General features: G+C 60.8%; 18 protein-coding genes. 9 read left to right on the top strand and 9 right to left on the bottom strand.

Annotation, left to right across the window (positions count from 1 at the left end):
- Positions 1 to 11: 11 nt before the first annotated feature.
- Entirely contained in the window at positions 12 to 1,124 is a 1,113-nt protein-coding gene (locus tag J5M57_RS07200; RefSeq protein ID WP_207848291.1) for an enoyl-CoA hydratase/isomerase family protein, read from the bottom strand.
- Between the two features lie 133 nt (positions 1,125 to 1,257).
- Between J5M57_RS07200 and ung the strand changes: the two genes are divergently transcribed.
- Complete coding sequence (gene ung / locus J5M57_RS07195) at positions 1,258 to 1,950, top strand: uracil-DNA glycosylase (protein ID WP_207848290.1); 693 nt, start codon at positions 1,258 to 1,260, stop codon at positions 1,948 to 1,950.
- A gap of 159 nt (positions 1,951 to 2,109) precedes the next feature.
- On the opposite strand, the gene J5M57_RS07190 is transcribed toward ung, so the two are convergent.
- The 5 genes from J5M57_RS07190 to J5M57_RS07170 all read right to left on the bottom strand — a co-directional run bounded on the left by J5M57_RS07190 (position 2,110) and on the right by J5M57_RS07170 (position 7,546).
- Entirely contained in the window at positions 2,110 to 3,144 is a 1,035-nt protein-coding gene (locus tag J5M57_RS07190) for an AbrB family transcriptional regulator (protein WP_207848289.1), read from the bottom strand.
- The gene (locus J5M57_RS07185) at positions 3,137 to 4,651 is read right to left on the bottom strand and encodes a tripartite tricarboxylate transporter permease (protein WP_064586413.1); all 1,515 of its coding nucleotides are present in this window, start codon (positions 4,649 to 4,651) and stop codon (positions 3,137 to 3,139) included. Before J5M57_RS07185 ends, J5M57_RS07190 begins: the two co-directional genes overlap by 8 nt.
- A 1-nt stretch (position 4,652) precedes the next feature.
- Positions 4,653 to 5,111 (bottom strand): tripartite tricarboxylate transporter TctB family protein, encoded by a 459-nt coding sequence (locus J5M57_RS07180; protein WP_064586414.1) that lies wholly within the window; start codon positions 5,109 to 5,111, stop codon positions 4,653 to 4,655.
- Positions 5,112 to 5,173: 62 nt separating this feature from the next.
- Positions 5,174 to 6,151 carry a tripartite tricarboxylate transporter substrate binding protein gene (locus tag J5M57_RS07175; protein ID WP_007963261.1) on the bottom strand — a complete coding sequence of 326 codons (978 nt, stop codon included), beginning with the start codon at positions 6,149 to 6,151 and terminating at the stop codon, positions 5,174 to 5,176.
- A 102-nt stretch (positions 6,152 to 6,253) separates the two neighbouring features.
- Entirely contained in the window at positions 6,254 to 7,546 is a 1,293-nt protein-coding gene (locus tag J5M57_RS07170; protein WP_207848288.1) for an OprD family porin, read from the bottom strand.
- 236 nt (positions 7,547 to 7,782) lie between these two features.
- Between J5M57_RS07170 and J5M57_RS07165 the strand changes: the two genes are divergently transcribed.
- Both J5M57_RS07165 and J5M57_RS07160 read left to right on the top strand, forming a co-directional pair.
- On the top strand, positions 7,783 to 8,454 hold the full coding sequence (locus tag J5M57_RS07165; protein ID WP_003222545.1) for a response regulator: 672 nt from the start codon (positions 7,783 to 7,785) through the stop codon (positions 8,452 to 8,454).
- The gene (locus J5M57_RS07160) at positions 8,447 to 9,832 is read left to right on the top strand and encodes a sensor histidine kinase (RefSeq protein WP_083366749.1); all 1,386 of its coding nucleotides are present in this window, start codon (positions 8,447 to 8,449) and stop codon (positions 9,830 to 9,832) included. The genes J5M57_RS07165 and J5M57_RS07160 overlap by 8 nt, the downstream gene beginning before the upstream one ends.
- 150 nt (positions 9,833 to 9,982) lie before the next feature.
- On the opposite strand, the gene J5M57_RS07155 is transcribed toward J5M57_RS07160, so the two are convergent.
- Both J5M57_RS07155 and J5M57_RS07150 read right to left on the bottom strand, forming a co-directional pair.
- Positions 9,983 to 10,804 (bottom strand): HDOD domain-containing protein, encoded by an 822-nt coding sequence (locus J5M57_RS07155; protein WP_064586418.1) that lies wholly within the window; start codon positions 10,802 to 10,804, stop codon positions 9,983 to 9,985.
- A 33-nt stretch (positions 10,805 to 10,837) separates the two neighbouring features.
- Positions 10,838 to 11,779, bottom strand: a complete 942-nt coding sequence (locus J5M57_RS07150; protein ID WP_207848287.1) for a folate-binding protein YgfZ — start codon at positions 11,777 to 11,779, stop codon at positions 10,838 to 10,840.
- 149 nt (positions 11,780 to 11,928) lie between these two features.
- On the opposite strand from J5M57_RS07150, the gene J5M57_RS07145 reads away from it, so the two are divergent.
- Together J5M57_RS07145 and J5M57_RS07140 are read left to right on the top strand one after the other, a co-directional pair.
- Positions 11,929 to 12,183 (top strand): succinate dehydrogenase assembly factor 2, encoded by a 255-nt coding sequence (locus J5M57_RS07145; protein ID WP_007911418.1) that lies wholly within the window; start codon positions 11,929 to 11,931, stop codon positions 12,181 to 12,183.
- On the top strand, positions 12,167 to 12,619 hold the full coding sequence (locus tag J5M57_RS07140; protein WP_207848286.1) for a protein YgfX: 453 nt from the start codon (positions 12,167 to 12,169) through the stop codon (positions 12,617 to 12,619). The genes J5M57_RS07145 and J5M57_RS07140 overlap by 17 nt, the downstream gene beginning before the upstream one ends.
- Here J5M57_RS07140 and nadB read toward each other — a convergent pair.
- A complete protein-coding gene (nadB, locus tag J5M57_RS07135; protein WP_064586421.1) occupies positions 12,588 to 14,204 on the bottom strand; it encodes an L-aspartate oxidase in 1,617 nt (538 codons plus the stop codon). The two genes, J5M57_RS07140 and nadB, sit on opposite strands and share 32 nt — an antisense overlap.
- 556 nt (positions 14,205 to 14,760) lie before the next feature.
- Between nadB and rpoE the strand changes: the two genes are divergently transcribed.
- The 4 genes from rpoE (at position 14,761) to J5M57_RS07115 (ending at position 18,572) form a co-directional block, all read left to right on the top strand.
- Positions 14,761 to 15,342 (top strand): RNA polymerase sigma factor RpoE, encoded by a 582-nt coding sequence (rpoE, locus tag J5M57_RS07130; RefSeq protein WP_003172477.1) that lies wholly within the window; start codon positions 14,761 to 14,763, stop codon positions 15,340 to 15,342.
- 30 nt (positions 15,343 to 15,372) lie between these two features.
- Positions 15,373 to 15,960 (top strand): RseA family anti-sigma factor, encoded by a 588-nt coding sequence (locus J5M57_RS07125; protein ID WP_064586422.1) that lies wholly within the window; start codon positions 15,373 to 15,375, stop codon positions 15,958 to 15,960.
- An 8-nt stretch (positions 15,961 to 15,968) separates the two neighbouring features.
- Entirely contained in the window at positions 15,969 to 16,931 is a 963-nt protein-coding gene (locus tag J5M57_RS07120; RefSeq protein WP_207848285.1) for a MucB/RseB C-terminal domain-containing protein, read from the top strand.
- 210 nt (positions 16,932 to 17,141) lie between these two features.
- A complete protein-coding gene (locus tag J5M57_RS07115) occupies positions 17,142 to 18,572 on the top strand; it encodes a DegQ family serine endoprotease (RefSeq protein ID WP_207848284.1) in 1,431 nt (476 codons plus the stop codon).
- Positions 18,573 to 18,631 lie beyond the last annotated feature (59 nt).

Here is an 18,631-nt window from a genome sequence, read left to right as displayed (position 1 = left end):
TTGCCGGGCAATCAGTAGCTCGTCAGATCCGCCAGCGGATGCCGACCTTCCCACACCTTGTGAAAATGCGCCTCGACCACCGCGTCCGGCACGGTATTGACGTCCGGCCAATGCCAGTGCGGTTTCTGATCCTTGTCGATCAGCCGCGCCCGCACCCCTTCGCTGAACTCCGGATGCCGACAGCAATTGAGGCTCAAGGTGTATTCCATCTGAAAGACTTCCGCCAGTGACAGGTAGCGGGCGCGGATGATCTGTTCCCAGACCAGGTGCGCGGTCAATGGTGAGCCTTCGCTCAGGGTCTTCGCGGCGCGGGCGATCAGCGGGTCGCTGCTGTCGCGTTGCAGGCTGAGGGCTTTCCAGGCGCAAGCCACGTCACTGACGTCGAGCAGTTCGTCGATCGACTGACGACGCGGCAGCCACTGCGCTTCGGGCATTTGCCCTACGGCTTCCTGTTGCAGGGCCTTGAGCAGACTGTTGAGCTGCACGTCGGTCTGTTCCTGCCAGTTCAGTTGCAGCAGACCTTCGATCAGCTCCGGTTGCTGTTCGTCGAGCAGGAAGCGGTCGGCCAGATCCAGATCGATCGCATCGCGACCGTTCATGTGCGCGCCCGTCAAACCGAGGAACAAGCCGAGCTTGCCCGGCAAACGCGAGAGAAACCAACTGGCACCCACATCCGGGTAAAGACCAATGGTGATCTCCGGCATCGCCAGACGGCTGCTCGGTGTGACGATCCGCGTGCTCGCGCCCTGCAGCAGGCCCATCCCGCCGCCGAGTACGTAACCGTGGCCCCAGCAGATCAGCGGTTTGGGGTAGGTGTGCAGGCTGTAGTCCAGGCGATATTCCGCCGCGAAAAACTGCGCGGCCAGGGGCGGGACTTCACCGGGGTGGGCGCGGCAGGCTTCCACCAGGCTGCGCACTTCACCGCCGGCGCAGAACGCTTTGGCACCGTTGCCGCGCAGCAGCACGCAGACGATTTGCGGATCCTTGGCCCAGGCATTCAGTTTGTCGCTCAGGGCGTTGATCATCGGCAAGGACAGTGCGTTGAGCGACTTTTCAGCGTCCAGGCTGGCGATCCCGAGGCGGGCGCCGTCGGTGCCGGTGAGTTCTTCGAAGTGCAGATTCATCGTGACCTCGATCGGGAATTTGAACGATCAGTATGATCGCTGTGTGGGAAAGTGCCGGATCTGCGTCAGATCAATTGACAAGCATGGGCGGGTTTCCTAGGGTTCGCCCCAATTGTTTTCGCCGGATGTAACCATGACTGCTGACGACCGTATCAAACTCGAACCGAGCTGGAAGGAGGCACTGCGTGCTGAGTTCGACCAGCCTTACATGGCAGAGTTGCGCAACTTTCTGCAGCAGGAGCGGGCTGCCGGCAAGGAAATCTATCCGCCGGGCCCACTGATTTTCAACGCGCTGAACTCTACGCCGCTGGACAAGGTGAAAGTCGTCATTCTCGGTCAGGACCCGTACCACGGCCCGGGTCAGGCCCATGGCCTGTGCTTCTCGGTGCAACCGGGCGTGCCGGCACCGCCGTCGCTGGTTAATATCTATAAAGAGCTGAAACGCGACCTGAACATCGACATCCCCAACCACGGCTACCTGCAAAGCTGGGCCGATCAGGGCGTATTGATGCTCAACACCACCATGACCGTCGAGCGCGCCAACGCCAACGCGCACAAGGACAAGGGCTGGCAGTTTTTCACCGACCGGATCATTGAACTGGTCAGCGAACGGCAGCCGCATCTGGTGTTCATGCTGTGGGGCGCGCATGCGCAGAGTAAAAAGAAGCTGATCGATGCGACAAAGCACCTGGTGCTGACGTCGGTGCATCCATCGCCGTTGTCGGCGTATCGTGGATTCCTGGGGTGCGGGCATTTCAGCCGGACCAACAAGTTTCTCGAGCAGAATGGCGAAACGCCGATCGAGTGGCGTCTGCCGCCGGTTTGACTGGCTGAGTAAATCTGTGGCGAGGGAGCTTGCTCCCGCTCGGCTGCGCAGCAGCCGCAAAACCTGTGATTTCGGTGTGCCAGAAGCACCCGGTTCAAGGATGTCGGGTCTGCTGTGCAGCCCAGCGGGAGCAAGCTCCCTCGCCACAGTGACTCGGTTTTATTCGGGATTTCGGTTCCAGTATTTGAACAACGGCTCCGCCAGAAACAGCACGAACAACAGCCGCATCACTTGCATCGCCGTCACCAGCGGCACCGACAGTTGCAGGGTCTCCGCCGTCAGACTCATCTCGGCAATCCCGCCGGGCATCATGCCCAGCGTCAGCGAGCGCAGATCCAGATGGGTCAGCGCACTCAAGCCCAGCGCCGCCAATGTGGCGATCAACATGGTCAGCGCCGTGCCGATCAACGTACGCCCCATGAAGGACGGCGCGCGGCGGAAGAACTGTCGGTTGAAATGACAGCCCAGCCCGCTGCCGATCAGCCACTGGCCGATCTGGCTGCCACCGTCCGGCAGGCCGATATGCAAGTCCCAGGCAATGCTCACCGTGGCACTGACCAGCAGTGGCCCGAACAGCCAGGGGTTGGGTTGGCGCAAACGCTGCCAGAGCCAAGCGAGCAGGGCGCCGGTGGGAAACAGGATCGCCAGCCAGCGCCAATCGACGTTGCCAGCGTGGGGAATCGGCGTACCGTCCCCGAGCAGATACTTGAACGCGGCCGGCACGCACAGCACCACCACCAGCACCCGCAGACTTTGCCCCGCCGCCACGTGGCTGAGCAGCGCGCCGTTGCGTGCGCCGAGGTTGACCATCTCCCCGGAGCCGCCGGGCATGCTCGAGAAAAACGCCGTGGCGCGATCCTCGCCGGTGCGGCGCATCAACCATACGCCGACGACTGCCGACAGACTGGTGACCAACGCTCCGAAGAAGATCAAACCGAAATGACTCAGTACCTGCTCCATCACCAGCGGGGTGAAGTGCAGGCCGATGCCGATGCCGACGATCCATTGGCCGCATTTGCGGCCGCCGGGGATTTCCGTGAGTTGCCACGGGGTCAGGCAGCGCACCAGGATGATCGCCAGCAACGAGCCGACCATCCACGGTAGAGGCCAGCCGATCTGGCTGGCGATAAAACCGCCAAGCAGACCGACCAGCGGGGTGGCCCACCAGCTTCTGAGGGACGACCGATCAGACATCGGCGATGGCGCGTTGCGCCGCCGAACGCTTGCGCCAGATGCGCAGCAACGGCAGCAGCAACATGATCGCGGTCAGGATCCACACGCCGAAAGTGATCGGGCTCGACCAAAGGATTTCCAGCGCACCGTTGGAGATCGACAGCGCGCGACGCAGGTTTTGCTCCATCAGGCCGCCAAGAATGAAGCCCAGCAGAACCGGCGACAACGGGAAATCCAGTTTGCGCAGGATGTAACCGAAGATACCGATGCCGACCATCAGGAACAGGTCGAAGGTGGTCGCATGCACCGCGTACACGCCGATCCCGGTGATGATCGCGATCACCGGCACCAGCGCCCAGTTCGGTACGGCGAGGATGCGGGTGAAGATGCGGATCATCGGGATGTTCAGGATCACCAGCATGATGTTGGCGATGAACAGCGACGCGATCAGGCCCCAGACGATGTCCGGTTGTTGTTGGAACAGCAGCGGCCCTGGGGTGATGTTGTACAGCGACAGGGCGCCGATCATCACCGCGGTGGTGCCCGAACCGGGTACGCCGAGGGTCAGCATCGGCACCAGCGCGCCACAGGCCGAAGCGCCGATCGCGGTTTCCGGGGCCGCGAGGCCTCGGGCGTCACCCTGACCGAATTTGCCGCTGGTACCGGCGATGCGTTTTTCGGTCATGTAGGCCACGGCACTGGCGAGCGTCGCGCCGGCACCCGGCAACACGCCCATGATGAACCCCAGCAAGCCACAACGGATGTTCACCACGAACACCGACGCCGCTTCCTTGAAGTTGAACATCATGCGTCCGGTGGCCTTCACCGCTTCCTGCCCGCGATGGGTTTTTTCCAGCAACAGGAGGATTTCACTGACCGAGAACAGACCCAGCACCAACACCACGAACTGGATGCCGTCGGTCAGGTGAATGTTGTCGCCGGTGAAGCGGTATACGCCGCTGTTGGCGTCGATGCCGACGGTCGACAGGAACAGCCCGATCAACGCCGCAATAAACGTCTTCAACGGACGATCGCCGGCCATGCCACCGAGGCAGACAATCGCGAATACCATCAACACGAAGTATTCCGCCGGGCCGAAGGCAATCGCCCATTTCGCCAGCAGCGGGGCGAACAGCACCATGCCGCAAGTGGCGATGAACGCACCAATGAACGAACTCCACGCCGACAGTGACAGCGCCACCCCGGCCAGGCCCTGACGCGCCATCGGATAACCGTCGAGGGTGGTCATCACGGTGGAAGCTTCGCCCGGGATGTTGAGCAGGATCGAACTGATCCGCCCGCCGTATTCGCAGCCCAGGTACACCGCAGCCAGCAGAATCAGCGCCGACTCCGGCGGCAGGCCAAGGGCGAACGCGATCGGGATGAGCAGGGCCACGCCATTGATCGGACCAAGGCCCGGCAACAGCCCGACCACGGTGCCGATCAGCGTGCCGGTCAGGGCCGTGACCAGGTTGTACGGACTCAGCGCAACGCCGAAGCCCTGACCCAAATAACCGAGAGTATCCATATCAGTTCTCCAGAACGTCGAGCAGGCCCAGAGGCAGCGGAACGTCCATCAGGCGGTCGAACAGCAGGTACAGACCAATGGCCATCAACGTCGTCACCACAATGCTCGGCAGCCAGCGACCGCCATACAGGCGCGCCATCGGGATGCCGATCAGGATGCTGCTGAGAATGAAGCCCAGTGGTTCGAACAGGCCGGCGAAGACCAGCAGCAACAGCACGCAGATGCTGATCTTGGTCAGGGTTTCGCGGTCCAGCGGTGGCTCGTCTTCGCTGTGCTTGATCGGCGCCGGACGAAACACCATGTACAGCAGCGCCAGGCCCATCAGGCCGAGCATCAGCAGGGGAAAGGCGCGTGGGCCCACCGGTTCGTAAGAAAAAGCCGCTTGATACGGCCACGCCATCAGCGCCAGGCCGACGCAGGCCAGCAACAGCACCGAAGCGAAAATGCGTTGTAAGAGCATGGGAAACTCCTGTGCCATGGCCTCGATGCGCGAGGCCACGACCGCTAGCTAGACAGAGACGATCACTGAATCAGGCCGAACTCTTTGGCCAGCACTTTGTAATCCGCAACCTGTTTCTTCACATAGGTGTCCAGCTCCGGACCGGTCATGGCGAACGGGAACAGTTCACGCTGATCGCGCAGCTTGGCGAAGTCGTCCGAGGCCAGCAGTTTGTCGAACGCGTCTTTCCACCAGGCGTAGTCCTCGTCGCTGACTTTTGGCCCGAGGTAGAAACCGCGCACCACCGGCCAGACGATGTCGTAGCCTTGCTCGCGGGCGGTCGGGATGTCCTTCATTTCCGGCTCGTCGATGCGCTTGTCGGCGAACACTGCCAGCAGACGCATGTCACCGCTCTGGATGTGCGGCATGGAGTCGGAGATGTCGGTGCTGCCGACCTGGATGTGACCGCCGAGCAGAGCAGTGGCGATTTCGCCGCCGCCTTCGAGGGCAACGTAGCGCAGGTCACGCGGGTTGATCCCGGCAGCCTTGGCGATCAGTGCGGTCTGCATCCAGTCCTGGCTGCCGACAGTGCCGCCGGAACCGATCACCACGGAACTCGGATCTTTCTTCAAGGCTTTGACGAGATCGTCGAGGGTCTTGTAGGGCGAATCGCTTTTCACCGCGATCGCGCCGTAGCTGGTGCCGACGGCCGCCAGCCAGCGCACGTTGGTTTCATCGAAGCGGCCGAACTTGCCTTGCGCCAGGTTCAGCAGCGAACCGCTGGACCACGCCACCAGCGTGCCGGCATCGGCCGGGCGCTGGGCCACCACCGCGTTGTACGCCACCGCGCCGACACCGCCGGGCATGTAGGTCACGCGCATCGGTTTGGTCAGCAGTTTTTCGTTGACCAGCGCGCTCTGCGCCAGTTTGCAGGTCAGGTCGAAACCACCGCCGGGGGAGGCGGGGGCGATGCATTCCGGGCGTTTCGGTTCGGCCATCAGTTGGCCGGCGAACAACATGACGCCAGCGGCCAGAGCAACTTTACGCAGTGATAAGTTCATTCAAGTCTCCACAGTCTTTTTGTTGTAAGGGTTTTATGTAGGAGCTGCCAAAGGCTGCGATCTTTTGATCTTTTGATCACAGCGCCCCGGCGTTTCAATCAATTACCAAAGGGCAACGCTATAGCTCACCAGCAGACGCACTTCATCGGCATCGCGAGCCGAGTAGTTGGAACGGTAAGTGGCATTACGCAAACGCACGGCGACATCCTTCAAGGCGCCGCTTTGTACTACATATTTGATCTCGGTGTTGCGCTCCCACTCTTTGCCTTCTTCGCCGTTCTTGAGCTTGATATTGTCACCGCTCAGGTAGCGGCTCATGAACGACAGGCCGGGGATGCCGAGGCGCGCAAAGTCAAAGTCGTAACGGGCTTGCCACGAGCGTTCTTCGGCGCCGGCGAAGTCGTTGATCTGCACGAAGTTGACCAGGTACGGGTCGCTGCCATCGACATACGGGAAGGCGCTGTCGCCGGACATGTGCTGGTAACCGGCCGTGAACTTGTGGCCGCTCAAGGCGTAGCTGACCAGGCCGTTGAGCGAGCGGTTGTCGATCTCGCCGCCCCGGGCTGCGCCCTGATCGTCACTGACGGCAAAGCGCAGGTCAGTGGCGAACGTGCCCGGACCCATCGGCCGCGAGGCAACGAGGCCGAAGAAGTGCTGGTTGTAGACTTCATCGAGTTGGGCGAAGTGGTAGCTGCCGGTGATCTTGTCGGTGAACTTGTAGTCCACGCCGGCGAAGTCGAAATGCTTGCCGGCGACGGTACCGGCAAAACGGCTGTTCTTGTTGTTGAGGGCAATGTCCTCGAAGTCGGTGCTGTCGCGGTCCTTGGCCTTCTCCAGGCGGCCACCGGTGAAGGTCAGGTTCTTGATCTCTTTGGAGGTCAGCAAGCCGCCTTCGAACGTCTGCGGCAGGATGCGCCCGTCGTTCGGTTTGAGGATTGGCAGTTCCGGGATCAGGCTGCCGATTTTCAGTTCGGTGGCGGAGATTTTCACTTTCCCGGCCAGGCCGACCTTGGAATATTCGTTGGCGGCGCGCCCATCATCGTGGGTCGGTAACAGGCCGGTGCCGGTACGGTCCGGGCTCGAATCCAGTTTGACCCCGAGCATGCCCAGCGCATCGACACCAAAGCCCACGGTGCCATCGGTGTAACCCGACTGCAGGTTGAGCATGAAACCCTGCGCCCATTCATCGCGCTTGCTTTGCTGGGCACTGGTGCCGTCGCGAAAGTCGCGGTTGAAGTACATGTTGCGGGTTTCGAAGGTGGCGGAACTGTCTTCGATGAAGTCGGCATGGCTCAACGGCGAAAAGCCGGCGAGGGCCGCAGTGCTGGCGAGGGTGGCGTGGCGCAAACGAGAAGGACGAACAGGCGTAGGAGCCTTGGTCTGCAAGGACGGCATGCGGGTGTACTCCGTTTATTGTTCTTATTGGTCGAAAACGCTTCGAGGCGTTTTTCGTATCGCTGTGTGGCAGCAGCGACGGCAGTCGAAACTGTCCGTGACTGGACTCTAACGACCCAACCTTTCGCTAACCTTTCAGCTGGATTTCGCGGTTTTCGGGCTTCACAGCGACGGTTGCGGCTGTAAACTCCGCGGCAAAGAGTGGCGTCGGCCATCCCTGAATGAGGTAGAGATCCATGCGTGTTCTGCTCGTCGAAGACCATCTGCAACTGGCCGAAAGTGTCGCCCAGGCGCTCAAGAGCACCGGTCTGACCGTGGACGTGTTGCACGATGGCGTGGCTGCCGACCTGGCCTTGGGCAGTGAGGAATACGCGATGGCGATCCTCGATGTCGGCCTGCCGCGCATGGACGGTTTCGAGGTGTTGGCGCGTTTGCGCGCGCGGGGGAAAAACCTGCCGGTGCTGATGCTGACAGCGCGCAGCGATGTAAAAGATCGGGTCCACGGGCTCAATCTCGGCGCCGACGATTACCTGGCCAAGCCGTTCGAGCTGACCGAACTCGAAGCCCGGGTCAAAGCCCTGCTGCGGCGCAGTGTGCTCGGCGGCGAACGTCAGCAGCGTTGCGGCGTGCTGGCCTATGATCTGGACACCCGGCGTTTCAGCCTCGGCGAAGAATTGCTCACCTTGACCTCGCGCGAGCAGGCGGTGCTCGAAGCATTGATCGCTCGCCCGGGACGGGTGATGAGCAAGGAGCAACTGGCTGCTCAGGTGTTCGGTCTTGACGAAGAAGCCAGCCCCGACGCCATCGAAATCTACGTGCATCGTCTGCGCAAGAAACTCGACGGCCAACCGGTGGCGATCGTGACCTTCCGCGGCCTCGGTTATTTGCTGGAAAGCCGCGATGCATAAGCCCAGCAGCCTGCGCTGGCGGCTGCTGTGGAACCTCGCGTTGCTGCTGGTGGTGTTGATGCTCGCCAGTGGCTTGAGCGCTTACTGGAACGGGCGCGAAGCCGCCGATACCGCCTACGACCGCACCCTGTTGGCCTCGGCGCGGACCATCGCCGCCGGCCTGTCGCAGCGCGACGGCACACTCAGCGCCGATGTGCCTTACGTGGCCCTCGACACCTTCGCCTACGACAGTGCCGGGCGGATTTATTACCAGGTCAACGACATCCATCAGAAGCTGATTTCCGGCTATGAAAACCTGCCCGGGCCGCCACCCGGCACGCCACGCACCGACGACTATCCGGCGTTGGCGCGCTTCTACAACGCGACGTATCGCGGGCAGAATGTGCGCGTGGTCAGTCTGCTCAAAGCGGTGACCGAGCCGAACATGAACGGCATGGCGGAAATCCGTGTCGCAGAAACCGACGAGGCGCGGGTCGCCATGGCCCGCAGTCTGGCGGCCGACACCCTGTTGCGCCTTGGCATGCTGGCGATCGGCGCCCTGTTGCTGGTGTGGTTTGCGGTGAGTGCCGCGTTGCGTCCGCTGGAGCGCTTGCGCACGGCGGTGGAAGAGCGTCAGCCCGATGATTTGCGGCCGCTGCCGCTGGTCGAGGTGCAACGGGAATTGTGGCCGCTGGTGCGGGCGCTCAATCATTTCACCGAACGGCTGCGCGGGCAGTTCGAGCGACAGGCGCAGTTCATCGCCGATGCCGCGCATGAGTTGCGCACACCGTTGGCGGCGCTGAAGGCGCGGCTGGAGCTGGGGTTGCGTTCCAGCGAGCCGGAAACCTGGCGCACAACCCTGGAATCATCGGCGCAAAGCACCGATCGCCTGACCCACCTTGCCAATCAATTGCTGTCGCTGGCGCGGGTGGAAAACGGTGCACGAGCGATTGCCGAGGGCGGCGCGCAACTGCTCGATCTGAGTCAACTGGCCCGTGAGCTGGGCATGGCCATGGCGCCGCTGGCCCATGCGCGCGGTGTCGCGCTGGCGCTGGAGGCGGATGAGCCGGTGTGGTTGCGCGGCGAGCCGACCTTGCTCAACGAACTGCTGAGCAATCTGGTGGACAACGCCCTGGCGCATACCCCACCGGGCGGCAACGTGATTTTGCGGGTGTCGGCACCGGCGGTGCTGGAGGTCGAAGATGACGGCCCGGGGATTCCGCTGGAAGAACGAGACCGCGTGTTTGAACGCTTCTACCGGCGCAACCAGCAGGTCGCGGGTTCCGGGCTGGGGCTGGCGATTGTCGGAGAGATTTGCCGGGCGCATCTGGCGCAGATCACCTTGCATGATGGTGAGCAGGCCGGTTTGAAGGTTCGGGTGAGTTTTATTGCCGGATAGCAGCCGAGATGGCTTTTGTGGTGAGGGAGCTTGCTCCCGCTCGGCTGCGCAGCAGTCGTGATCCTGCGTGCACGGTTTGTCTGATGAAGGGAGGCCGCCTGGTTTTGGGGCCGCTTCGCAGCCCAGCGGGAGCGAGCTCCCTCGCCACGATCAGTAAAACATCGTTCGCGATTCTTCCAGATCCGCGCACAGTGCAGTGTTCTCTGGATCGATCCCCAGTTTGCGAAACGCCGGGACACTCAACGGATCGATCCGGGCAAACGGATGATCGCTGTCCTTGTGGCAATACAGGCTCGCCACTTGCACCAGGTCGACGTAATCGATCTTCAGTGAATCGCGCTTGAAGTCCTGATACAGCCCCGGCAACGCCACCAGTTGCTCGGGAAATTCCCAGACCCGCAACAACTTGTCGCCCAGTAACGGATGAATGTGGTCGATCACATGGTTGAGGCTGACCGGGTCCGACAGCAGCTCGTAATGATCTTCGGCGTAGGTCAGGATCGGCAGCACGCCAATCTGATGCACCAGTCCGCCGAGAGCCGCCTGATCAGGTTTGAGCTGGGTGTAGCGCCGGCACAACGCGTAGCTGACGCCGGCGATTTCCAGGCTCTTGCGCCAGACGTCACGCATTTTCTGTTCGACCACGTCGGAGCGGGCGTGGAAGATCTGTTCCATCACCAGGCCGATGGCCAGGTTGCTGCTGTAGTTCACGCCCAGCCGGGTGATGGCGGTGTGCAGGTCGGTGACTTCCTGAGTGGCGCGCAGCAGCGGGCTGTTGACCACTTTGATCAGGCGCGCCGATAACGCCGTGTCCCGGCCGATGACTTTGCTCAGGGTGCTGACGCTGATTTCCGGGTCTTCGGCGGCCTTGCGAATTTGCAGGGCCACTTCCGGTAACGTTGGCAGAACCAGGTCATCGTTATCGATGGCCTCAACCAAATCCTGTTGGACTTTATCCGCCAGCTCGCTCATGTAGATTCTCTAGGGTGTTGCATAAGGCTGCGGTCAGCGCTGGATTTCGCGGTCGCGATCCAGTTCATAGGGCAAGTCGAGCAAATGCAGGGCCGGCCCTTCGAGGGCGCCCAGGTGCAAATCACCCGCTTCGGCAGCTTCGGCCTGCAACACCGCCAGCAGTTCAATTTTTTCTTCGCCGCGAGCGGCCAGCACCACTTCGCCGATGGCACTGCCGTGGCTTGGGGCGAACAGCGGGCTGCCCGGCTCCGGCAGTTCGGTTGCGTCCAGTTGTGCGCGATACAGGCGCCGCTTGAGCTTGCCCAGGTACTGCATGCGCGCGACGATTTCCTGGCCGGTGTAGCAGCCTTTCTTGAAACTCACGCCGCCGACGGCTTGCAGGTTGAGCATCTGCGGGATGAACAGCTCGCGGGTGGTCGGCATGACCTGACCGATGCCGGCACGGATCTGCCCCAGCAACCATTGGTTCAGCTCGCCTTCAGGCAGGGCAGCGGCCAGTTGGGTCTTGAGGGTATCGGCCTGATCGGCCGGCCCCCAGAGTTCGGCACGATTGGGCGAGACACGAATGGCGATCAGACCGGCGCTGCGCACCACGCTGTCGGTTTGCGCGGGTAACGCCAGACCGAGGCTGCTCAGTGCTGCGTCGCCGTTTTCCAGACCAAAACGCACCCAGGCGGCGCTTTCGTCGGTCAATTTGGATTTGGAGAACACGGCGTACTTTTTCAGGTCCGCCAGTTGCGGCTCCAGCAACTCGCTGGCCATCGCCAGCAGCACGCCATCGCCGTCGAGCAAAATGCGAAAGCTGGACTGCATCCGGCCTTTTTGCGTGCAGCGCGCGCCAAGGCTGGCCTGACTGTCGCTGAGGTAATTGAGGTTGCAGGTCAATTGGCCTTGCAGGAACTTGCCGGCATCCACGCCGCGAACCGCGAGTACGCCTTCATGAGACAGGGTGCAGAAAAAAGCAGAATCGGCCATGGGTCATCGCAGGGTAAAAAGTCTGGGGCACATCATAAGGGCGCGTTGTTGAAATGGGTAGTTGATAAAGGATCGGAGGTGCCCGACCAAAGCCGACTGTGCGACCCGCGCCGGGGCTGTATACTGCGCGCCTATTTGAGGAGGGCTCCATGGTCGAACAAGTTGAACTGAATCGCCTCTTTTGGCACAGCCGTCGCGGCATGCTTGAGCTTGACGTGTTGCTGGTGCCGTTCGTGCAGGAGGTTTACGCGACGTTGAACCAGGTGGATCGCGATCTGTATGTCCGTCTGCTGACGTGCGAGGATCAGGACATGTTCGGCTGGTTCATGGAGCGCAGCGAATCCGAAGACCCTGAGCTGCAGCGCATGGTCCGGATGATTCTGGACCGTGTTCAGCCCAAGTAACACGTTCGAATGCCGCTGGCATGCCTCACGGCAGTTGCTGGCGGCGTACCTGTTGGCCCAGGCGTTCGCTCTGGGTGCTTTGACTCTGCTTTCGATTCCACTCTGGGCCAGTCTGCTTGGGGCTCTTGCCTGTCTGGCACACGGGGTTTGGGTGTTGCCACGGCAGGTGCTGTTGACGCATCCCGAGGCATTTTGCGGTTTGCGGCGTGATGCCGATGGCTGGCAGTTGTGGAATCAGGCCGGCGGCTGGCAAGCGGCGCAACTGCGCCCCGACAGCCTGGCCCTGCCGCTGATCGTGGTGCTGCGGTTTCGTTTGCGTGGGGAGTGGCGCGTCAGATCGATCTGCGTACCACGCGACGCGCAGGCGGCGGATGTGCACCGACGCCTGCGGGTGCGGCTCAAGTTCAGCCGGCGTAGGTGGGCGGCACCAGAATAGTGTCGAGTGCCTCGGGCAGCAGGTTCGGGTAGTCGAGGGTGTAATGCAGGCCGCGACTCTCCTTGCGTTCCATTGCCGAGCAGATCATCAGTTCAGCGACCTGCGCCAGATTGCGTAACTCGATCAGGTCGCGGCTGACTTTATAGTTGCTGTAGAACTCGTCGATCTCGTCCAGCAACAGGCGCACCCGGTGCTGCGCCCGTTGCAGGCGCTTATTGGTGCGCACGATGCCCACGTAGTCCCACATGAAGCGCCGCAGTTCATCCCAGTTGTGCGCGATGATCACGTCTTCGTCGGAATCGGTCACCTGACTGGCATCCCACTCCGGCAGGGCTTTCGGGGCACTGATGTCGTCCAGTTGCGCAAGAATGTCCGCCGCCGCCGAACGCGCATAGACAAAGCATTCGAGCAGCGAGTTGCTGGCCATGCGGTTGGCGCCGTGCAAGCCGGTGAAGCTGGTTTCGCCAATCGCGTACAGCCCCGGCACATCGGTGCGACCGTGCTGGTCGACCATCACCCCACCACAGGTGTAGTGCGCCGCTGGCACAACCGGGATCGGCTGTTTGGTGATGTCGATGCCGAAGCCCAGGCAGCGCTCATAAACGGTCGGGAAGTGGCTTTTGATGAACGCTTCAGGCTTGTGGCTGATGTCGAGATAGACGCAGTCGACGCCCAGACGCTTCATTTCATGGTCGATGGCCCGGGCTACGATATCGCGCGGCGCCAGTTCCGCGCGTTTGTCGAAACGTGGCATGAAGCGTTCGCCGTTAGGCAGCTTCAGATGCGCACCTTCGCCGCGCAGGGCTTCGGTGATCAGGAAGCTCTTGGCCTGCGGGTGATACAGGCAGGTGGGGTGGAACTGGTTGAATTCCAGGTTCGCCACCCGGCAGCCCGAACGCCAGGCCATGGCGATGCCGTCACCGCAGGCGCCGTCAGGGTTGCTGGTATAAAGGTAGACCTTGGCCGCGCCGCCCGAGGCGAGGATCACGAAGCGTGCGCCGTAGGTGTCGACTTCGCCGGTGGCGCGATTCAGCACGTAGGCACCCAGGCAGCGCTCGCCGTCCATGCCCAGGCGCCGTTCGGTGATCAGATCAACGGCGACCCGCTGTTCGAGCAACTCTATATTGGTGCGTTGTCTGGCCTGGGCGAGCAGGGTGGTGAAAATCGCCGCGCCGGTGGCATCGGCGGCGTGGATGATGCGCCGATGGCTGTGACCGCCTTCGCGGGTGAGGTGAAATTCGAAACCACCGTCTTCGGTGCCGGACTGTTCGTCGCGGGTGAACGGGACGCCTTGATCGATCAGCCACTGAATAGCCTCGCGACTGTGCTCGACGGTGAAGCGCACCGCGTCTTCATGGCACAGGCCGCCGCCGGCATTCAGGGTGTCATCGACGTGGGATTCGACAGTATCGGTATCGTCCAGCACGGCAGCGACGCCGCCCTGGGCCCAATAGGTCGAGCCGTTGGCCAGATCACCTTTGCTCAATACGGCAATGCGCAGATGACCCGGCAGGGTCAACGCAAGACTCAAACCGGCAGCGCCGCTGCCAATGACCAGAACATCGTGTTGAAACTGTTGGCTCATTTCAGGATTCCGCTCAAAGCGACCCGGATCGGGGGTGGCGCATGACCGCTGGATCGGCGAGTCAAGACAGCCACACAGCCCACTAGTATATAGAGGGGGGGAGCGGCACAATAGCCGGGCCCGTATGGCATTGTGAAACTACTGTGACGACAATTGCTTGACGCTTCGTCGGACGTTTTTTTCTGTCGTTTTGGGAAAAGGCGACTGTATCGAGGATGAAACAGGCTTTTTCAACGCATGGTCGCTCAATGTCGCTTCAGCATGACTATATAATTGGAACTTTTGCCAGAGGCCCAAGATCAATAGACAGTTGCCAGAAACACGGGACAGTGTCGGCTTCAATGCAGAACCTGCGGTTGGGTTTTTGCCGGCGAACCGATGACAAGATTATTCGCGCAGCCGGTTTATCCCGCGCTGCGTTTTTCGTGCGTGCCAAATCAGAGCCCGCAGGAAACTTGCCTGGAGGGGGAGAACTTTTGCGAAAAGCCCGAGTCTATGTTTGCAAGTCTGGTCGTTTAGTTATGCAAGCCTCCTCCATGCTTATCGAGGAGTGTTCATGCTAACCCAGGAAGAGGATCAGCAGCTGGTCGAGCGCGTTCAGCGTGGCGACAAGCGAGCTTTCGATCTGCTGGTGCTGAAATATCAGCACAAAATTCTCGGGTTGATCGTGCGTTTCGTGCACGACACCCATGAAGCCCAGGATGTGGCTCAGGAAGCCTTTATCAAGGCCTACAGAGCATTAGGAAACTTTCGCGGAGACAGCGCGTTCTATACGTGGCTTTACCGCATTGCCATCAACACGGCAAAAAACTATCTGGTTTCACGCGGCCGCCGGCCGCCGGATAGTGATGTAAGTTCTGAAGATGCAGAGTTCTACGACGGCGATCATGGCCTCAAGGATCTCGAATCACCGGAACGCGCATTGCTGCGGGATGAGATCGAAGGCACCGTCCATCGAACCATTCAGCAACTGCCAGAGGATTTGCGTACGGCGTTAACTTTACGTGAATTCGATGGTCTGAGTTACGAGGACATTGCGAGCGTCATGCAGTGTCCGGTGGGTACCGTGCGCTCTCGGATTTTCCGCGCCCGGGAGGCCATCGATAAAGCCCTGCAGCCGTTGTTGCAGGAAAACTGAGACAGCGGCGACAGCCAAGAGAGGAACGCCATGAGTCGTGAAGCCCTGCAGGAATCGCTGTCCGCAGTGATGGATAACGAAGCGGACGAACTGGAATTGCGTCGAGTGATCAATGCACTGGACGATGTTGAAACCCGTGAGACCTGGGCTCGTTATCAGATCGCTCGGGCAGCCATGCACAAGGATCTGCTGCTTCCGCGTCTGGACATCGCTGCGGCAGTCTCTGCTGCGCTGGAAGACGAAACGGCCCCGGCCAAAGTATCCCGTGGCCCATGGCGCAGCCTCGGTCGTCTGGCCGTCGCCGCTTCGGTGACCGTTGCCGTATTGGCCGGTGTTCGCCTGTACAACCAGGACGAAATCGCGGGTGTCGAGCTGGCTCAGCAGTCCAATCAGCCTTCGCTGGTAGCTCCGCAAGCCAAAGGCCCGGCAGTGCTGGCAGGCTATAAGGAAAGCTCGGAAACCACAGGCCCAATGGCCAATGGCGTTCTGCAAGGTCAGCCAGGCTGGCATGATCAGCGTCTGCCAGGCTACCTGCGCCAGCATGCCCAACAGGCTGCGTTGAAAGGTACTGAAAGCGCTCTGCCTTATGCGCGTGCAGCAAGCATGGAAAACCGTTAAGGAGGATCATGCGCGCCATACCTCTACTTTCGCTTCTGCTCAGTGGCTGGTTTGTTGTTCCAGCGCACGCCGACGAGGCCCAGGACTGGCTGACCCGTCTGGGCCAGGCCGAGCAGCAGCAAAGCTTCCAGGGCACCTTCGTCTACGAGCGTAACGGTAGTTTTTCTACCCATAACATCTGGCATCGTGTCCAGAATGGTCAGGTCCGCGAGCGGCTGGTTCAGCTCGACGGCTCTGCACAGGAAGTCGTGCGCATTGATGGGCATACTCAATGCGTCAGCGGCACTCTGATTGCGGGTTTGGGAGACTCTCCCAACTCGACCGCTCGTGCGCTTGATCCTCAAAAGCTGAAAAACTGGTATGACCTTGCTGTCATCGGCAAGTCGCGCGTGGCCGGGCGTGATGCGGTTATCGTATCGCTGACGCCGCGAGACCAGCATCGCTATGGTTTCGAACTGCATCTGGACAAACAGACGGGCCTGCCGCTCAAGTCATTGCTGCTCAATGACAAGGGGCAGTTGCTCGAACGTTTCCAGTTCACCAGCCTTGATACCGCCGACGTCCCATCGGACAGGGACCTGCAAGCCGGCGCCGAGTGCAAGGCAATCAAGCTCGACAGCGATAAGGCTTCAGCGGTGAAAACTGCTCAGCTCTGGCATTCCGACTGGCTACCGCCAGGCTTCGAACTGACCAGCAGCACCTCGCACAAAGACCCGGAAACCAAAACCCAAGTCAACAGCCTGATGTATGACGACGGGCTGGCGCGATTCTCGGTGTTCCTCGAACCACTCAACGGTGCAACAGTGACCGATACCCGCACGCAGTTGGGCCCAACGGTCGCTGTGTCCCGCCGCCTGACGACGCCTGAGGGCGAGATGATGGTGACGGTGGTCGGCGAAATTCCAATCGGCACTGCCGAACGGATTGCTTTGTCGATGCGTAACGATGGCGCTGCAACCAGCAAGCAGTGAGCTGATTTCAGTCACTTCCACCTCTTCGTCGAGTCGTAGATGAAATGTTTGCTCAGCATTTTCATTTGCAAATCACCCGAAAGTTTTTTATAGGTCAGAGCCTCACGGCTCTGGCCTTGTCTGTTGTTCCCGGAACAAAAATACCGGCCTGCGGTTCCCGGTGTTCCTTGCTCCATATCGCTTAACCCTGCTCGTCGTAACGGGAGCTGTATGTCGATACTTAGCTTGAAGTCTTATCTCTCCATCTTTGCCACCGTGCTGGTGCTTGGTCAGGCTGTCCCTGCTGCCCAGGCGGCCGACTTGCCGGATTTCACCCAACTGGTCGAACAGGCCTCGCCGGCAGTGGTGAACATCAGTACCACGCAGAAACTGCCGGATCGCAAAGTGAACCAGCAGATGCCTGACCTGGAAGGCTTGCCGCCGATGTTGCGCGAGTTCTTCGAGCGCGGCATGCCGCCTCAGCAGCGTTCGCCGCGCGGTGATCATCAACGTGAAGCGCAATCGCTGGGTTCGGGCTTCATCATCTCTGCCGATGGCTACATCCTGACCAACAACCATGTGATTGCCGACGCCGACGAAATCCTCGTGCGCCTGGCTGATCGCAGTGAAATGAAAGCCAAGTTGATCGGCACCGATCCACGTTCCGACGTGGCCCTGCTGAAAATCGATGGCAAGGATCTGCCGGTGCTCAAGCTCGGCAAGTCCCAGGACTTGAAGGCCGGTCAGTGGGTCGTGGCGATCGGTTCGCCGTTCGGCTTTGACCACACCGTGACCCAAGGCATTGTCAGCGCCGTAGGCCGGAGCTTGCCGAACGAAAACTACGTGCCGTTCATCCAGACCGACGTGCCGATCAACCCGGGTAACTCCGGTGGCCCGCTGTTCAACCTCAATGGTGAAGTGGTCGGCATCAACTCGCAGATCTACACCCGCTCCGGTGGCTTCATGGGCGTGTCGTTCGCTATCCCTATCGATGTGGCCATGGACGTTTCCAATCAGCTGAAGAGCGGTGGCAAGGTCAGCCGTGGCTGGTTGGGTGTCGTCATTCAGGAAGTGAACAAGGATCTGGCCGAGTCGTTCGGTCTGGATAAACCGGCCGGTGCCCTGGTTGCGCAGATCCAGGATGACGGTCCGGCGGCCAAGGGCGGCCTGCAAGTGGGCGACGTGATCCTGAGCATGAACGGCCAGCCGATCGTCATGTCTGCCGACCTGCCACATCTGGTGGGTGCACTGAAGGCGGGTGCCAAGGCCAGTCTTGAAGTGATTCGTGACGGCAAGCGCAAGAATGTCGAGCTGACTGTTGGTGCGATTCCGGATGAGGACAAAGAGCTGGCAGCACTGCCGAAGTCCGGCGCGGAAAGTAGCAGCAACCGCCTCGGCGTTTCGGTGGTTGAACTGACCGCTGAGCAGAAGAAAACCTACGACCTCAAAGGCGGTGTGGTCATCAAGGAAGTTCAGGACGGTCCTGCGGCCTTGATCGGTCTGCAGCCGGGTGATGTGATCACTCACCTGAACAATCAGGCGATCGGCTCTACCAAGGAGTTCGCCGACATTGCCAAGGCGTTGCCGAAGAACCGTTCGGTGTCGATGCGCGTTCTGCGCCAAGGCCGGGCCAGCTTCATCACCTTCAAACTGGCTGAATAATCCGGTTGCGGTGAAATAAAAAACCGCCTCGAAAGAGGCGGTTTTTTTGTGCCTGAAAC

Source organism: Pseudomonas sp. 86_A (genome assembly GCF_017491705.1).
Taxonomy (GTDB): domain Bacteria; phylum Pseudomonadota; class Gammaproteobacteria; order Pseudomonadales; family Pseudomonadaceae; genus Aquipseudomonas; species Aquipseudomonas koreensis.
Note: the sequence above shows the minus strand (reverse complement) of the source record. Positions and strands in the feature narration are given on the sequence as shown.

Bases quoted from the DNA above. Each gene is read 5' to 3' on its own strand.
- J5M57_RS07200 (WP_207848291.1), bottom strand. From the start codon at position 1,124: ATGAATCTGCACTTCGAAGAACTCACCGGCACCGACGGCGCCCGCCTC.
- ung (WP_207848290.1), top strand. From the start codon at position 1,258: ATGACTGCTGACGACCGTATCAAACTCGAACCGAGCTGGAAGGAGGCA.
- J5M57_RS07190 (WP_207848289.1), bottom strand. From the start codon at position 3,144: ATGTCTGATCGGTCGTCCCTCAGAAGCTGGTGGGCCACCCCGCTGGTC.
- J5M57_RS07185 (WP_064586413.1), bottom strand. From the start codon at position 4,651: ATGGATACTCTCGGTTATTTGGGTCAGGGCTTCGGCGTTGCGCTGAGT.
- J5M57_RS07180 (WP_064586414.1), bottom strand. From the start codon at position 5,111: ATGCTCTTACAACGCATTTTCGCTTCGGTGCTGTTGCTGGCCTGCGTC.
- J5M57_RS07175 (WP_007963261.1), bottom strand. From the start codon at position 6,151: ATGAACTTATCACTGCGTAAAGTTGCTCTGGCCGCTGGCGTCATGTTG.
- J5M57_RS07170 (WP_207848288.1), bottom strand. From the start codon at position 7,546: ATGCCGTCCTTGCAGACCAAGGCTCCTACGCCTGTTCGTCCTTCTCGT.
- J5M57_RS07165 (WP_003222545.1), top strand. From the start codon at position 7,783: ATGCGTGTTCTGCTCGTCGAAGACCATCTGCAACTGGCCGAAAGTGTC.
- J5M57_RS07160 (WP_083366749.1), top strand. From the start codon at position 8,447: ATGCATAAGCCCAGCAGCCTGCGCTGGCGGCTGCTGTGGAACCTCGCG.
- J5M57_RS07155 (WP_064586418.1), bottom strand. From the start codon at position 10,804: ATGAGCGAGCTGGCGGATAAAGTCCAACAGGATTTGGTTGAGGCCATC.
- J5M57_RS07150 (WP_207848287.1), bottom strand. From the start codon at position 11,779: ATGGCCGATTCTGCTTTTTTCTGCACCCTGTCTCATGAAGGCGTACTC.
- J5M57_RS07145 (WP_007911418.1), top strand. From the start codon at position 11,929: ATGGTCGAACAAGTTGAACTGAATCGCCTCTTTTGGCACAGCCGTCGC.
- nadB (WP_064586421.1), bottom strand. From the start codon at position 14,204: ATGAGCCAACAGTTTCAACACGATGTTCTGGTCATTGGCAGCGGCGCT.
- rpoE (WP_003172477.1), top strand. From the start codon at position 14,761: ATGCTAACCCAGGAAGAGGATCAGCAGCTGGTCGAGCGCGTTCAGCGT.
- J5M57_RS07125 (WP_064586422.1), top strand. From the start codon at position 15,373: ATGAGTCGTGAAGCCCTGCAGGAATCGCTGTCCGCAGTGATGGATAAC.
- J5M57_RS07120 (WP_207848285.1), top strand. From the start codon at position 15,969: ATGCGCGCCATACCTCTACTTTCGCTTCTGCTCAGTGGCTGGTTTGTT.
- J5M57_RS07115 (WP_207848284.1), top strand. From the start codon at position 17,142: ATGTCGATACTTAGCTTGAAGTCTTATCTCTCCATCTTTGCCACCGTG.